At 43.7% G+C, this 14,361-nt stretch carries 15 protein-coding genes; 13 read left to right on the top strand and 2 right to left on the bottom strand.

The annotated features are described in order from the left end of the window. The first annotated feature begins 10 nt into the window (after nucleotides 1–10). Genes gspC through ND16A_RS10165 form a run of 12 tightly spaced genes read left to right on the top strand, consistent with a single transcriptional unit; the run spans nucleotide 11 to nucleotide 11,560 of the window. Complete coding sequence (gene gspC, locus ND16A_RS10110; RefSeq protein ID WP_033077410.1) at nucleotides 11–964, top strand: type II secretion system protein GspC; 954 nt, start codon at nucleotides 11–13, stop codon at nucleotides 962–964. Between the two features lie 12 nt (nucleotides 965–976). Further along, a complete protein-coding gene (gene gspD / locus ND16A_RS10115) occupies nucleotides 977–3,103 on the top strand; it encodes a type II secretion system secretin GspD (RefSeq protein ID WP_033077409.1) in 2,127 nt (708 codons plus the stop codon). Further along, nucleotides 3,096–4,691 carry a type II secretion system ATPase GspE gene (gene gspE, locus ND16A_RS10120; protein WP_081945548.1) on the top strand — a complete coding sequence of 532 codons (1,596 nt, stop codon included), beginning with the start codon at nucleotides 3,096–3,098 and terminating at the stop codon, nucleotides 4,689–4,691. The genes gspD and gspE overlap by 8 nt, the downstream gene beginning before the upstream one ends. A gap of 2 nt (nucleotides 4,692–4,693) precedes the next feature. Then, nucleotides 4,694–5,908 (top strand): type II secretion system inner membrane protein GspF, encoded by a 1,215-nt coding sequence (gene gspF, locus ND16A_RS10125; RefSeq protein ID WP_033077408.1) that lies wholly within the window; start codon nucleotides 4,694–4,696, stop codon nucleotides 5,906–5,908. 9 nt (nucleotides 5,909–5,917) lie between these two features. Next, entirely contained in the window at nucleotides 5,918–6,355 is a 438-nt protein-coding gene (gspG, locus tag ND16A_RS10130) for a type II secretion system major pseudopilin GspG (protein WP_033077407.1), read from the top strand. Nucleotides 6,356–6,401: 46 nt separating this feature from the next. Beyond that, a complete protein-coding gene (gene gspH / locus ND16A_RS10135) occupies nucleotides 6,402–6,977 on the top strand; it encodes a type II secretion system minor pseudopilin GspH (protein ID WP_033077406.1) in 576 nt (191 codons plus the stop codon). Then, nucleotides 6,964–7,362 (top strand): type II secretion system minor pseudopilin GspI, encoded by a 399-nt coding sequence (gene gspI, locus ND16A_RS10140; protein ID WP_052073036.1) that lies wholly within the window; start codon nucleotides 6,964–6,966, stop codon nucleotides 7,360–7,362. The genes gspH and gspI overlap by 14 nt, the downstream gene beginning before the upstream one ends. Next, nucleotides 7,359–7,985, top strand: a complete 627-nt coding sequence (gene gspJ / locus ND16A_RS10145) for a type II secretion system minor pseudopilin GspJ (RefSeq protein ID WP_033077405.1) — start codon at nucleotides 7,359–7,361, stop codon at nucleotides 7,983–7,985. Before gspI ends, gspJ begins: the two co-directional genes overlap by 4 nt. Further along, nucleotides 7,972–9,081: a type II secretion system minor pseudopilin GspK gene (gene gspK, locus ND16A_RS10150; protein WP_235282082.1), complete on the top strand. Its 1,110-nt coding sequence runs from the start codon at nucleotides 7,972–7,974 to the stop codon at nucleotides 9,079–9,081. Before gspJ ends, gspK begins: the two co-directional genes overlap by 14 nt. After that, on the top strand, nucleotides 9,081–10,301 hold the full coding sequence (gspL, locus tag ND16A_RS10155) for a type II secretion system protein GspL (protein WP_033077473.1): 1,221 nt from the start codon (nucleotides 9,081–9,083) through the stop codon (nucleotides 10,299–10,301). The genes gspK and gspL overlap by 1 nt, the downstream gene beginning before the upstream one ends. After that, nucleotides 10,301–10,771, top strand: coding sequence for a type II secretion system protein GspM (gene gspM, locus ND16A_RS10160; RefSeq protein ID WP_033077404.1), 471 nt, complete (start codon nucleotides 10,301–10,303; stop codon nucleotides 10,769–10,771). The genes gspL and gspM overlap by 1 nt, the downstream gene beginning before the upstream one ends. A 39-nt stretch (nucleotides 10,772–10,810) precedes the next feature. Then, entirely contained in the window at nucleotides 10,811–11,560 is a 750-nt protein-coding gene (locus tag ND16A_RS10165; RefSeq protein WP_033077403.1) for a type II secretion system protein N, read from the top strand. A 78-nt stretch (nucleotides 11,561–11,638) separates the two neighbouring features. Here ND16A_RS10165 and asd read toward each other — a convergent pair whose 3' ends face one another. Together asd and rsgA are read right to left on the bottom strand one after the other, a co-directional pair. Next, nucleotides 11,639–12,511: an archaetidylserine decarboxylase gene (gene asd, locus ND16A_RS10170; RefSeq protein ID WP_033077402.1), complete on the bottom strand. Its 873-nt coding sequence runs from the start codon at nucleotides 12,509–12,511 to the stop codon at nucleotides 11,639–11,641. Between the two features lie 113 nt (nucleotides 12,512–12,624). After that, the gene (gene rsgA, locus ND16A_RS10175) at nucleotides 12,625–13,656 is read right to left on the bottom strand and encodes a small ribosomal subunit biogenesis GTPase RsgA (protein ID WP_033077401.1); all 1,032 of its coding nucleotides are present in this window, start codon (nucleotides 13,654–13,656) and stop codon (nucleotides 12,625–12,627) included. A 104-nt stretch (nucleotides 13,657–13,760) separates the two neighbouring features. Here rsgA and orn point away from each other — a divergent pair, with 104 nt between their 5' ends. Continuing rightward, a complete protein-coding gene (gene orn, locus ND16A_RS10180) occupies nucleotides 13,761–14,306 on the top strand; it encodes an oligoribonuclease (RefSeq protein ID WP_033077400.1) in 546 nt (181 codons plus the stop codon). Nucleotides 14,307–14,361 lie beyond the last annotated feature (55 nt).

Genomic DNA, 14,361 nt, shown 5'->3' with positions numbered 1-14,361 from the left:
TGAAATCACCATGGATTTAGCGCAAATTACAATTCGGTTACAGTTTTTATGGCAAAAAGTGCCACAAAAGTATTTAACACAAGGGTTAATTTCGTTGTTGGTTATTTACATTGCCTTTTGGAGTGCAAATTTTACCTGGAGCGTTTTTCCGCAAGGCCAGCAAAGCACTAAAAATACCGCAATAAACACCAATACAGTATCAACGGCTAATAAAATAAATACCGCAGCAATTCGAAAATTAAATTTATTTGGTGAATTTAATCAGCAGCAAGAACTGGTGAAACTGGTCGAAAAAATTGAATCGGCGCCGGAAACTCGATTAAAACTCACCTTGACCGGTCTGGTTGCTTCCGATGACAGCTCAGTTGCAGCCGCCATCATCGAATCCAAAGGCAAACAAGAAACCTACGGCATTGATGATAAAATTGAAGGTACACGAGCACTGCTAAAGCAGGTGCATTCCGACCGGGTGATTATTGAATCGTCAGGTCGAATGGAAACATTGATGCTCGATGGTTTTGAATACTCCAAAGAAATTGGCGCCGACAGGGAAAAGCCGACGGTAACAACATCGGTAAATAGGCCGAAAAAAACCAGTTTAACCAACCGCGGCAAATCGAAAGCAGACCCGCAAAAGTCGGCACGCATTAAAGACCGCGTCGCGAAAGCGAGAAGTGAAATACTGCAAAATCCGGGAAAACTAACCGATTACATTAAAGTGTCGCCCTATCGTGTCGATGGCAAAATCAAAGGCTACCGGTTAATGCCGAGTAAAGATCCAGAATTCTTCACTGAGGTGGGGTTAATACCCGGCGATATCGCGGTACAAATAAATGGTAAAGATTTAACCGATGTGCGCGAAGCTCGCAAAGCGCTTATCGAATTAAGAAAAGCAGAACAAGTAGACCTATTAGTAGAACGTGACGGTGTACTACACGACGTGTCATTAGGCTTAAATAATTAGATGGAGAATTTCATGCGCCTGACTCTTAGCGCAAAGCAGTTAAAACGTGCATCCGCAAACATATTGGCAGCAATCACTATGGCTTGTACCTTGTGCATAGCTTCGGCTTCGGCTGCCCAATACTCACCAAACTTTAAAGGCACGGAAATCACTGAGTTTATCAATATTGTTGGTAAAAATTTGCAGAAAACGATTATTACTGATCCGAAAGTGCGCGGCAAAATCAACGTGCGCAGTTATGACTTGTTAACCGAGCAGCAATACTATCAGTTCTTTTTGAATGTGCTCGAAGTCTATGGTTTTGCCGTGGTCGAAATGGACAACAACGTCATAAAAGTGATCCCGAATAAAGATGCCAAAAGCGCTTCGATACCGGTGGTGGGTGATGAAAACCCGGGCATGGGTGATGAAATGGTTACCCGAGTGGTGGAAGTTAAAAACGTATCGGTTCGTGAACTATCGCCATTACTAAGGCAATTAAGCGATCAGGCCGGTGGCGGTAACGTAGTTCATTACGAACCATCAAATGTTATTATGCTTACCGGTACCGCTGCCGTGGTAAACCGCTTGGTCAATATTATTACCCGGGTTGACAGAGCCGGTGATCAGGACGTTGAAATTGTAAAACTGAAATACGCTTCCGCTGGTGAAATGGTGCGCATTATTGAAAACATCAATAAACCTACCTCAGGCAAGTCGGATACTCCGGCATTTTTAATTCCAAAAATTGTCGCCGATGACAGAACCAATTCGGTGGTCATCAGTGGTGAAGGCCAGGCTCGCAAACGCATTGCTGCTTTAATTGAAAAGCTGGACTCTGAGTTGGAATCCTCGGGTAACACCCGGGTGTATTACCTGAAGTACTCAAAAGCAAAAGATTTAGTCGCGGTCTTGCAAAGTGTGAGTGATTCGATGCAAAGAAGCACTACTGCTAAAGCCAGTTCCGGCTCGAAAACGGCTAGCCGTAGCCGCAGCAGTTCAAATCGTGCGGTCAGTATCGAGGCTCATGAAGATACCAATACGTTAGTTATCACCGCCGAACCAGATATGTTACGTTCATTAGAGTCGGTCATTCGTCAGCTCGATATCCGTCGTGCGCAAGTATTAGTCGAAGCAATTATTGTTGAAGTGTTTGAATCAGACGGTGCCCAGCTTGGTGTGCAATGGTTCCATGAAGAAGGTGGCTTTACCCAGTTCAGTAATGGTGTAGTGCCGATTAGTAGTGTTGCCGCCGGTGCGATTGCCGCCGAAGGCGAAGATGGTAATACCGTGACTACCATTGATGGTAATGGTAACCCGGTAACAACGACCAACCCTGATACCGATGGTGATTTTACTATTCTGGCCCAATTGCTGGGCAACGTCAGTGGCATGATGTTTGGCGTGGTTAATGATAACTGGGGCGCAATCGTACAAGCGGTCAGCTCAGACGTGAACTCCAATATTCTGGCAACGCCGAGTATTACCACTTTGGATAACGAAGAAGCCTACTTTATTGTCGGTCAGGAAATTCCAATCATTACCGGTTCAGCAACGGGCTCGAATAATGCCAATCCGTTCCAAACGGTGGACCGTAAAGAGGTTGGCATCAAGCTAAAAGTCACGCCACAAGTGAACGAAGGCTCTGGGGTGCAACTTACCATCGAGCAAGAAGTATCGAGTGTCAGTGGCGCCACGGGTGTGGATGTATCGATTAACAAGCGCGAAATCAAAACCACGGTCATGGCCGATAGCGGCTCCACCATCATTCTTGGCGGTTTAATCGATGAAGATGTGCAGGAAAGCATGCAAAAAGTGCCGCTTTTGGGGGATATTCCAATCCTTGGCGCTTTGTTTCGCTCTACCGGCAGCACTACCCGTAAACGAAATTTGATGGTGTTTTTAAAGCCTACTATCATTCGTGACGGCGCGTTAATGGATTCAATTTCAAAACAGAAATACAACTATATCCGTGCCGATCAAATCCGCAAGCAGGACGCTGGTTTATCGTTAATGGATGATGCGGTATTACCATTATTGCCAGAATGGCAAGATGATTTAGAATTGCCACCGACGTTTAATGACTATATGAATGAGCGTGCGGTAGAAGAATTAAACAAAGATGTGGCTGGCGACCAGCAAGATGACAGCAATGAGTAATAGTAGCGCGGATACTAGCATTGTTGGCGAAGAAGACAGCAACGAGTTAGCAACAAATTTGTCGATAGATAACGGCGCAGACTCGGCATCAACAGAGCTTGCAGACGAATTGGTTGAACAATTGCCCTATCAACTACCTTTTGGTTTTGCCAAGCGCCACAGCGTGTTGGTGGAGCAAAACGAAAATGATCTGATTGTACATATCACTAGCTCGATAAAAGTCGAAATATTATTGGAAATACGACGCTTTTTAGGGCGTCGTTTTAGCGTGGTGAATCATAACGCTGAAGAGTTTGAACAATTGCTTACGCTTTCTTATCAACGCGACTCTTCTGAAGCTCAGCAGATGATGGAAGATATTGGCAACGAGGCGAATCTATACTCGTTGGCCGATGAAATTCATGAAGCCGAAGATCTGCTGGAAAACGAAGATGATGCACCGATCATCAAGTTGATTAATGCCATGCTGTCGGAGGCGATCAAAGAAAATGCCTCTGATATTCATATTGAAACTTTTGAGAAAATACTGAAAATTCGTTTTCGGGTCGACGGTATTTTACGTGAAATTTTAAAACCTAACCGTAAACTCGCCTCGATGCTGGTGTCACGTATTAAGGTCATGGCGAAACTCGATATTGCCGAAAAACGGGTGCCACAAGACGGCCGTATTTCATTGCGTATCGGTGGCCGGGCGGTGGATGTTCGGGTATCCACCATGCCATCAAGCCACGGCGAGCGTGTGGTGTTACGGTTATTGGATAAAAATGCGGCGCGTTTGAATTTGCAAGATTTAGGCATGACAGATACCGGCCGGGAAACCTTTACCAAAGTCATTAATAAACCACACGGCATTATTTTGGTGACCGGGCCTACCGGTTCCGGTAAAAGTACTACCCTGTATGCCGGCTTGACCCAAATTGATGCCAGCGAACGCAATATTTTAACGGTCGAAGACCCGATTGAATTTTCCATCGAAGGCATCGGCCAAACGCAAGTCAATACCAAAGTGGATATGACTTTTGCCCGTGGCTTACGGGCGATATTACGGCAAGATCCTGACGTGGTGATGGTGGGCGAAATACGCGACCTGGAAACCGCGCAAATTGCTGTACAAGCCAGTTTAACCGGTCATTTAGTCTTGTCTACCTTGCATACCAATACCGCCGCCGGTGCCATTACCCGGTTAGAAGACATGGGCGTAGAGCCGTTCTTACTATCGTCCAGTTTAATCGGCGTACTGGCGCAACGTCTGGTCAGAACTTTGTGTCCGGTATGTAAAGAAGCGCACCCGGCATCGGACGAAGAAGTGAAATTGTTGGGTTTAGAAAGCCATCAGCACCCAATTATTTATCGCGCCAAGGGTTGTGAAAAGTGCAAATATCTAGGCTATAAAGGCCGCACCGGTATCCATGAATTATTGGTGGTCGATGATAACGTGCGTGAACTTATCCAAAATAATGCCGGCGAGCAGGCGGTTGAAAAATTGATCCGTAGCCATACGCCAAGCATACGTGATGACGGCTTTGAAAAAGTGATTGCTGGCCAAACCACGCTCGAAGAAATTCTCCGGGTTACCAGAGAAGACTAGTTATGGCAGCATTTGATTATAAAGCGGTAGATAGCCGTGGTAAAAACAAAAATGGCGTGCTCGAAGGCGATAACGCCAGACAGGTGCGTAGTCAGCTGCGCGAGCAAGGGTTAATTCCAATTGAAGTGACCCCGAGTTTAGAGAAAGCCAAGAAAGAGTCGAATCGCCCCAGTTTTGGCGAGAAGAAAATTTCTGCCGGAGAACTTGCGTTAATCACCCGCCAATTGGCGACTTTGGTTGAATCGGGTTTACCACTTGAAGAAGCCTTGATTGCGGTTGCCGAGCAATGCGACAAAGACAAATTGAAAAGCATGATCATGTCGGTACGTTCAAAAGTGACCGAAGGTTATGGTTTGGCGGAATCGATGGCTGAATTTCCCAGCGTATTTGATGGTTTGTTTCGTGCCATGGTGTCTGCCGGTGAAAAATCGGGGCATTTAGATAACGTTTTAAATCGCCTTGCCGATTATACTGAGCAACGGCAGCACATGAAGTCACAACTGATCCAGGCACTTATTTACCCGGTTATTATGACCATAGTCGCGGTGGCGGTAATCGTTATTCTGTTGATTGCCGTAGTACCTGAAATCGTTGGCCAGTTTGAACATATGAGCCAAGAATTGCCGGGCACCACAACATTTTTAATTGCCATTAGTGAGTTTTTACAAGACTACATATTATTCATTGTCGGCATTATTATTATTAGCAGTATTGCTTTTAAACAAATGATGAAAAGAAAGGCCTTTAGAATGGGGGTGCATCGCCGCTCCCTGTCGATACCCATTATTGGAAAAGTAACCCGGGGCTTGAATACGGCACGTTTTGCCCGCACATTAAGTATATGTACAGCAAGTGCGGTGCCACTACTTGAAAGTATGAAAATTGCTGGTGCAGTGCTAACCAATAATCATATCGAAGAAAGAGTACAAGAAGCCTCTGCACAAGTACGTGAAGGGGCAAGTTTGCATGCTTCGTTGAAAAAAACAAAATTATTTCCACCGATGATGTTACATATGATCGCCAGTGGCGAAAAATCGGGTGAGTTAGAATCAATGCTGGAACGTGCCGCAGATAACCAGGATCGTGAATTTGAAGCGGTGGTAAGTATATCACTAAAAGTCTTCGAACCTGCACTCATGGTGAGTATGGCGGCCGTGGTATTATTTATCGTAATGGCAATTATTCAGCCAATCATGCAGTTAAATACATTAATTTAGGTAGTAAAAATGAACAGAAAACACAACAAAGTCAAAGGTTTTACCTTGCTAGAAGTTATGGTTGTAATCGTAATTTTAGGTATTTTAGGAGCAATGGTTGTGCCTAATTTAATGGGCAACCTGGACACCGCAAAAATCAAAACTTCAGTGGCTGATATCGGCTCAATTGAACAGCAGTTAAAATTGTACAAGATGGCCAATTATAACTTCCCGTCGACTGAGCAAGGGTTAGAAGCCTTGGTTGAAGCAACCGATATAGAACCATTACCAAGACGTTTTCCGGAAGGTGGTTATTTACCTCGTCTGCCAGTAGACCCCTGGGGTAATGAATACGTGTTATTAAATCCAGGTGAAAATGGCATTATTGACGTATTCAGCGTTGGTCCTGATGGCGAGCCTGGCACAGATGATGACATCGGCAACTGGAATGTTGATGAATATAGATAATTAATCAATTTTGTATAACAGCTAGTATTTGTTACGAGCAATATCAATGAAAAACAATAGGGGATTTACACTATTAGAAGTGATGCTGGTGCTGGTAGTCATAGGTATGCTCTTAAAGGTGCTGGTAGGCAATGTTACTGGTTCTCCTATTGAAGATAAGCTTGAGCTTGAAAGTCAGAAATTTGCCGCGCTGTTTAATTTAGCCAGTGAATATGCGTTGCTCAATAATATCGAGCTTGGCTTGTTGGTTGAAGATAATAGCTATCAATTTTTGGCGTTTGATGGCTTGCGTTGGGTGCCGGTACCCGAACAAGACAGCTTAACCCAGGCTTATTTTGAAGAGCCTTATGCGATCACGCTCACGCTCGATGATTTGCCCAGTGATGGGCAAATGATGGTTAGCCAAAGCTTGTTTGAAGAATTTGAAGAAGAAGCGGCGTTCGACGAAGAAGAAGAGCCGGTGTACCCGCAAATTTTCATCCTCTCCGGTGGCGATATCACCCCATTTAAACTTACCTTCAGTTACGACGACGATTTCGACTTGCCGATGCATTATGATGTGGTTGGTAGCTATACCATTCCGCTAACCATTGAGGGGCCTTTTATTGATGAAACTCGCTAATCGCTCAACAATTAAAACCATTGCCGGATTTACGCTACTGGAAGTGCTGCTTGCTCTCGCGGTATTTGCCTTTGCCGCAACTGCGTTATTAAAGGTCGCGGGCTCCAGTTTAATGGGCACGGCTAGCTTAGAGCGCTTAAGTGTGGCGCAATGGGTAGCTGCGAACCAGCTGGTAGAAGCTAATTTAGAGCAAAACTGGCCACCAAAGAAGAAATCTGGCAAGAGTGAAATGGCCGGGCGAGAATGGCATTGGCAACGGGTTATTCAGGAAACTGAAGATAAAAATATGCGTGCCATCACCGTTGAAGTAAGAGAACAAGAGGACGATGAATACTCGGTCACCAGTTTGATTACTTACGTCAGCAATCCTAAGGCACAAAAATGAGGAATCAACGCGGCTTCACCTTATTGGAAGTACTCATTGCCATTGTGCTATTTTCATTAATTTCATTGTCCAGTGCAAAAATTTTAACCACCATCATTGATAGCAGCGAGCAAGGAAAACTTCATAGTGATAGATTAAGTGAGTTGCAACGGGCGTTTTTAGTGATGGAGCGAGATTTTATCCAGATCACCCGTCGTAGCGTACGTTTAAATGGCGATGAGCCGTTAAAGAGCTTTATCCATACTAATGAATCAACCTATTCAGCCAATACCCATGGTATTGCCTTTGTTCGACAAGGCTGGCGTAATCCTGGACTAATGTTGCCGCGCAGTGATGTCCAGGCGGTTGCTTATCAGTTAGAAGAAGATATTTTAAATCGAATGCATTATGTCTTTGTCGATGCTGTTGCCGGCGATGAGCCGAAAATAAGAGCGCTGATTAGCGGCGTCGAAAAGGTCGACTTTGAGTTTTATAATGGTAAAAAATGGCTGAAAGACTTACCTGAAGAAGATCTGCCGTTAGCCATTGCCATTGAAATAGAACTGAATGATTTAGGGCTAATTCGTCGTCAATTTTTGGTTCCTGGTCTCGCTGAACCTAAGGCTGAAGATGATCAAACTTAATTCACTCAACGAAGGTTTAATGGCGCACTCTAAGCAGCAAAGCGGCGTAGCGTTAATTACCGTGATGTTAGTGGTAGCCGTTGCCGTTGTGCTGGCAACAAAAATGAGTTCGGCCTTAATTTTTCAAATTCAACGTACCGATAATTTGAATTCAAACCAGCAAGCCTATTGGCATGCCATGGGCGCAGAAGCATTCGCCAAATCGGTACTGACCTTGTCCTTTAAAGAAAAAGACGACAAGGAGGTGACTCATTTAGGTCAAATTTGGGCCAGTGGTGAAACCAGTTTTCCCGTGGATTTAGGCTCAATCAGCGGTGAGATTAAAGACATGCAGGCCTGTTTTAATTTAAATTCGTTGATCAATAAAGAGCAGGATAATAGTGACAGCTCAGCTGCTCCTGGGAGTTCCGCCCCTTCTGAAGATGAGGAAAAAGGAAAACCCGGTGCATCGGCCAGTGGTAAAAAAATTGAAAATATGGCAAAGGTTGCCTTGATTGAATTAATCTCATCACTCAATATTGACGGAGTAGGCAATTTTGAAGCCGAATCGATGAGCGATGCCTTACTCGACTGGTTAGATGAAGACTCGTCAATTGTCAGCGCCGGCGGCGCCGAAGATAATGATTATGCGGCTAAAGAATATCCTTACCTGGCCGCCAATGGCTTGTTAGCCAGTGTCAATGAATTAAGATTGATTGAGCACTTTAGTCCACAAGTCATCTATGCTTTAAAAGATCATGTCTGTGTGATCCCTAATTCTGAGATGCATAAAATTAATATTAACACCATAGATGAAGAACATACTGAGTTATTACAAGCACTACTTGGTGGTGTTGATGCCAGCGTGGTAGAAGAAATATTCTCACAGCGTGGCGAAGAAGGATTTAAAACCATTGACGACTTTTATAGCGTTAGTGCCGTAACAGGGTTACAAGATTTTGATCAATTTAAACGACAGTTTGTGGTTGATAGCGAATATTTTAAATTGATCACCAAAACATCATTTAATGATAGTTATTTTAGTATGAATTCAATTATGAAAATTAATAAAGATGAAACCATTAGCGTGGTTAATAGAAGTGTTGGAGAACAATAGTGCGAGAAACTTTATATATTCGCATTGGCAGCCAAGACAGCGATCCAGTTCAATGGCTAATTACCAATGATCAGCAAAGTGATGAAATTGCCAGTGGCGAATTGGTCAATAAAGATTGTCTGGATCAACTCACTGAAAAAGCGCAAGGACGAACGGTAAAGGTTATCATTAATGGTGCCGATGTTCGTTTGCACTGCTTAACCGTACCGGGTAAGTCTGAACGGGCGATAAAAGCGGCAGCGCCATATATGCTAGAAGATGATTTAGCGGAAGATGTGGAACAGCTATTTTTTGCCTATGCGAGCAAACCGAAAGAGCATCTTGGCGATGAAAATTGCTTTTTGTCCGTCATCGCGAGCAAGCAGATAGATACCTGGCTATCTTGGTTTCAAGCGGCCAATATCACGGTGAAATCAATGGTACCCGATTACCTGGCTTTACCGTTAGTGAACAATCACTGGTCGGCAGTGGTAATTAACCAACAACTATTAATGAGAACCGGGCACTGGCAAGGACTCATCATCAATGACAGCATAGGTGATTTGGTGGTTGAGCAATTACTGGTTGATCATGAAGAGCCACAACAACTAAATTCATACTCACCAATAGAGCTTGAACATCAGCAGTTAGAGATAAACGAAGAGCCGGAAGAATTGCCATTATTACTGTTAGCCAAAGGCGTCGAGCAGCAAACGTTTAATTTATTGCAAGGTGAATATCTGGTTAAGGAGCAACGCTCGCCAGAACTTGACAATTGGTTGTGGGTTGCTGGTATTGCCGTGTTTGCTTTGTTATTGAATCTTACCGGTAAGGTTGTTGAACTGACGCAATTGAACAGTCAATATGCAGACGTTAGTGCCGCCATTGAAGCGGATTATAAAACGGCCTTCCCACAAACTAAGCGAGTGCGGTTTTCAACGATAAAACGGCAACTCAGCAGCAAACTGGCTGAATTTGGTACTGCCAGCTCAGATACTGGCTTGTTAGTCATGTTAGATCAAGTACAACCTGCCTTTGCTAAAGTGCCGAAATTAAAACCCGAAACATTACGTTATGACGCCAAGCGTCAGGAACTGAGGTTATCGGTTACGGCTAATGATTATCAAAGTTTTGAACAGTTTAAACAGGCGTTAGAAAGTGCTTCGCTAATTGTCGATGCTGGCGCGCAAAACAACCAGGGTGACCAGGTTACTGGTTCATTCAATATCAGGAGTAAATAATGAAACAATGGTGGCAAGGGTTAAATGCCCGTGAGCAGCAATTGGTTGCAGCAATGTCAGTGGTGGTTGTTATTTTCTTGTTCATTAGCCTGGTCTGGCAGCCGTTAAATGAAAGCATTGAAAAATCACGAGTAAAGCTGGTGAAGCAGCAAAAACTGGCCGCGTGGGTTAGTGATAATATTGTTCAATATAAACAATTGCAACGCAGTGGTGGTGCTAAAAAATCATCGGGCAGTTTATCGAGTGTGGTTAACCGTACGGCGAAACGTCAGGCCATCGAGATAGCAAGAATGCAGCCGCAAGGTGACGATTTACAGGTGTGGGTTGATGAAGTGGAATTTAACGCGCTGTTAGCCTGGTTACAGCATTTAACCACCAATGAAGGGGTTAACATTATTGCCGCAGACATTGCTACTGGCAGCAAATCTGGCACAGTTAAAGTGCGACGTTTACAGTTAGGCAAAGCTTAATTGTTGTTAACCAAATAAAAAAACAAGAATTTCTTTAGTATGAAACAAATAAAAAAATATTTAGCCATTTTTACCGGATTTATCCTGCTGTATTTAGTGTTTTTGGTCAATTTGGCGCCAGCAGATAAATTACTGTCGCGTATAGAGTTGCCAACAGGGGTAAGCTTGCACGATATTAGCGGTTCTGTTTTTTCCGGCAAAGCGAAGACGTTAACGATTAATCAACTCAGTCTTGAAAATGTGAACTGGTCAGTGAGTTATTTTTCGCTGATAACACTAAAGCCAGAGGTTACGGTAACTATGGGCAGTAACTTAGCCAGTATCTCAGGTCGACTTGAGCTATCAAATTTAACCTCTGAGCTAGCAATATCCAATGCTGATATTAAGATAGATGCTAATGAAGTTATTGGCCAGTTAAACTTACCAATAGATGTCACTGCCGCCGGCCAAATTCATTTGACCATGGCAGAGTTTGCCATAGGTAAGCCGATATGTGAGGTTGCCCAAGGTGCAATAAACTGGCCGAATGCCAGAGTAAATGCGCTGGAAGAAAACGTTGAATTGGGCTCGTTAACAGCCCTGCTCAGTTGTGAAAAGGGCTCGCTCAATATTACCATAGATCCGAACAATGATTTAGGGCTGGAGCTTACCGCCTATGTGCTGAGTAAAAGCCGAATAAAGGCGAATGGTTATCTAACCCCAGGCGATAAGTTTCCAGAAAACTTGAAACCTGTACTCGGTTTTATCGGTAACAAAGATCGGCAAGGCCGCTATAAAATCAGTCTATAATAGTCCTTGATATTTTAGCCGACTAAATGGCTTAGCTGGGCAGCCAACAATTGCAGACTGCCCAATTAATTGCGTTTTTTAATCTTCCTTGATAATTGTGGCGTATGGTTTACCTAACCGGGTTACCGTTTCAGGGCCATCCCCTTCGGTAAATTCAATGGTATTTGGCGGGAAACAGCAAACCGTGGTTGAGCCAAGTTTGAAACGGCCCATTTCTGCGCCTTTTTCCAGGTGAATGGCGTTTTCACCGGTGCTCGGGTAGGTCCAGGTCATCACTTGTTTTTCTTTATTTGGGGCAATTGTGCCGGCCCAAACGGTTTCAATGCTGGCAACAATGGTGGCGCCGACAAGAACCATCGCCATCGGTCCGATGGCAGTATCAAAAATAGCCACTACGCGTTCATTGCGGGAAAACAGATTCGGTACATTATTCGCCGTCAGCGGGTTTACCGAAAATAGATCGCCAGGCACAAAAATCATTTCGCGCAAGGTACCGGCGATTGGCATATGAATGCGGTGATAATCTTTCGGCGCCAGATATATGGTGGAAAATTTACCGCCCTGAAACGGTTCAGCCGTTGCTTTTTTGCCACCTAACAAGGTTTCCAGCGAATAATTAAAGCCCTTGGCCTGAATAATTTGATCGTCAATTATGTCACCTTGTTGGCTGATAGCACCATCCACCGGGAAACAGACGTCCTTAACATCGGGGTTAATGGTGCGTGCACCATCTTGCAATTCACGGGTAAAGAAATCATTGAAAGTGGCAAAATCAGCGGCATCTTGCAGCTTGGCTTCACTCATATTAATGCTGTAAGCTTTAATAAAACGCTTAATAGCAAAGGTGGTTAAAGGCCCCGCTTTGGCGCCGGCAAACTTGCCCACTAAACGAGATAAACCATGTTTTGGCATAGCGTATTGTAGGGCAATTTTCATATTATCCAATGACACAAGAGTTTCCTTTTAAACGATACAGTGTCAGTAAAAAGTGATTTACCGACGTAAATTATTAAATGATTAAAGTATTTTTATGTAATGCATATTTTATGCTTAAATTTGTCCGCTTAGTTAAAGCGTGAGGTCAGCTTATTATCACCCAGACTGGCCAATATCCGCTGATAACTGGCAAAGCGCAAAGGGTTGATTTTGCCATCGCTGACCGCTTGTTGCAAAGCGCAACCGGGATCGTTTTGATGTTTGCAATCACGAAATTTACAATAACCAAAGTATGACTGAAATTCGATAAAACCCTGATCCACTTGTTCCGGCGATAAATGCCACAAACCAAACTCGCGAATACCGGGTGAGTCGATTAAGCGCCCGCCGGTTGGAAAGTGATACAAACGGGCAACCGTGGTCGTGTGTTGGCCTAACCCTGAATTTTCTGAAACTTCTTTGGTAAGCAAGCCCAGCTCTGGCATTAATGAATTGACCAGAGTGGACTTACCCACACCCGACTGGCCGACAAAAATACTGGTTTTGTCATTTAATTTGTCGGTAATGTTTTCTATGCCTTGTTGTGCCTTCGAGCTGGTGTACAGCACTTCATAGCCTATGTCGTGATAAAGCTGCAAGTGTCGGTCAATTTTCAGCTTGTTTTCAGCGCTCAGCAAATCAATCTTATTCAGTACTATGATTGGCTTAATGCCGGTTAATTCGGTGGCCACCAAATAGCGGTCTATAATGTCAGGATTAAACGCCGGTACCACCGAGGAAACGATAAATATTTGGTCAATGTTTGCCGCAATGGGTTTTACCCCATCGTAGACATCAGGCCTTGCCAGCACTGAAGTTCTTTCATGTACGGCTTCAATAACACCGCGTATGCTGTGCTGAGTTTCTTTGCCTTGGCGCCATACCACAATATCGCCGCAAACTATGCTGTCAACAGTGCGGCGAATATTACAACGAAACACTTCGCCGTCAGGGCTTTCAACATCGGCATGCTGGCCAAAACGACTGACAATAATGCCAGTTTGTTGTTCACTAAGCTCATTATCTTGCCAAGTTATCTGGGTTTCTTTGTTTAACTTGTTGGCAATATTTTGCTTAATACGGCGGTGTTGACCTTTGGTCAGTTTCTTAGCTTTAGCCACGGATAAAATTCATTAGTTTTTAGATTAGATTATGAAAGCATTAATTTATCCCGTATTATACTCGTACCAGAGCAAGAATGAAAATCAAACTAATGGACGGGTAAATGGCGGTAAATGCAAACAATTTAATCTGGTTAGATCTAGAAATGACCGGTTTAGAACCAGAACATGATGTGATCCTTGAAATCGCATCAATCATTACCGACGGTGAGTTAAATATCTTGGCAGAGGGGCCGGTGTTTGCCATTCATCAAGATGATGATGTATTAAATAATATGAACGAGTGGTGTATAAAACAACACGGAATAAGTGGTTTAACGCAGCGCTGCCGAGATTCAAAAACCACGTTACTACAAGCTGAACAGGCCACAATTGCATTTATTGAACAATATGTTCAGAAAGGCGTTTCACCTATGTGTGGTAATTCTATTGGCCAGGACAGGCGCTTCATTAATAAATACATGATTGATTTTGAAGAGTATTTTCATTATCGAAATATTGATGTTAGTACCATTAAAGAGTTGGTTAAACGTTGGCAACCCGCGATATTAGAACAAGTGGTAAAGCAGGGGACCCATTTAGCCTTGGATGATATCAGAGAGTCTATTGCCGAATTAAAAGTATATCGACAACAGGTTTTTAAAATTTAAGCGTCAGGCAAAAAGTGCCAAAGCACAGCGATTTAAATGCCAGAATTACCACAAT

The organism is Thalassotalea sp. ND16A, from assembly GCF_000764205.1.
Lineage (GTDB): Bacteria > Pseudomonadota > Gammaproteobacteria > Enterobacterales > Alteromonadaceae > Thalassotalea_A.
This window is presented reverse-complemented; position numbering and strand designations above follow the sequence as displayed.

What these genes read in the sequence shown, in the direction of transcription:
- gspC (WP_033077410.1), top strand. Translation starts at nt 11, where the DNA reads ATGGATTTAGCGCAAATTACAATTCGGTTACAGTTTTTATGGCAAAAA.
- gspD (WP_033077409.1), top strand. Translation starts at nt 977, where the DNA reads ATGCGCCTGACTCTTAGCGCAAAGCAGTTAAAACGTGCATCCGCAAAC.
- gspE (WP_081945548.1), top strand. Translation starts at nt 3,096, where the DNA reads ATGAGTAATAGTAGCGCGGATACTAGCATTGTTGGCGAAGAAGACAGC.
- gspF (WP_033077408.1), top strand. Translation starts at nt 4,694, where the DNA reads ATGGCAGCATTTGATTATAAAGCGGTAGATAGCCGTGGTAAAAACAAA.
- gspG (WP_033077407.1), top strand. Translation starts at nt 5,918, where the DNA reads ATGAACAGAAAACACAACAAAGTCAAAGGTTTTACCTTGCTAGAAGTT.
- gspH (WP_033077406.1), top strand. Translation starts at nt 6,402, where the DNA reads ATGAAAAACAATAGGGGATTTACACTATTAGAAGTGATGCTGGTGCTG.
- gspI (WP_052073036.1), top strand. Translation starts at nt 6,964, where the DNA reads ATGAAACTCGCTAATCGCTCAACAATTAAAACCATTGCCGGATTTACG.
- gspJ (WP_033077405.1), top strand. Translation starts at nt 7,359, where the DNA reads ATGAGGAATCAACGCGGCTTCACCTTATTGGAAGTACTCATTGCCATT.
- gspK (WP_235282082.1), top strand. Translation starts at nt 7,972, where the DNA reads ATGATCAAACTTAATTCACTCAACGAAGGTTTAATGGCGCACTCTAAG.
- gspM (WP_033077404.1), top strand. Translation starts at nt 10,301, where the DNA reads ATGAAACAATGGTGGCAAGGGTTAAATGCCCGTGAGCAGCAATTGGTT.
- ND16A_RS10165 (WP_033077403.1), top strand. Translation starts at nt 10,811, where the DNA reads ATGAAACAAATAAAAAAATATTTAGCCATTTTTACCGGATTTATCCTG.
- orn (WP_033077400.1), top strand. Translation starts at nt 13,761, where the DNA reads ATGGCGGTAAATGCAAACAATTTAATCTGGTTAGATCTAGAAATGACC.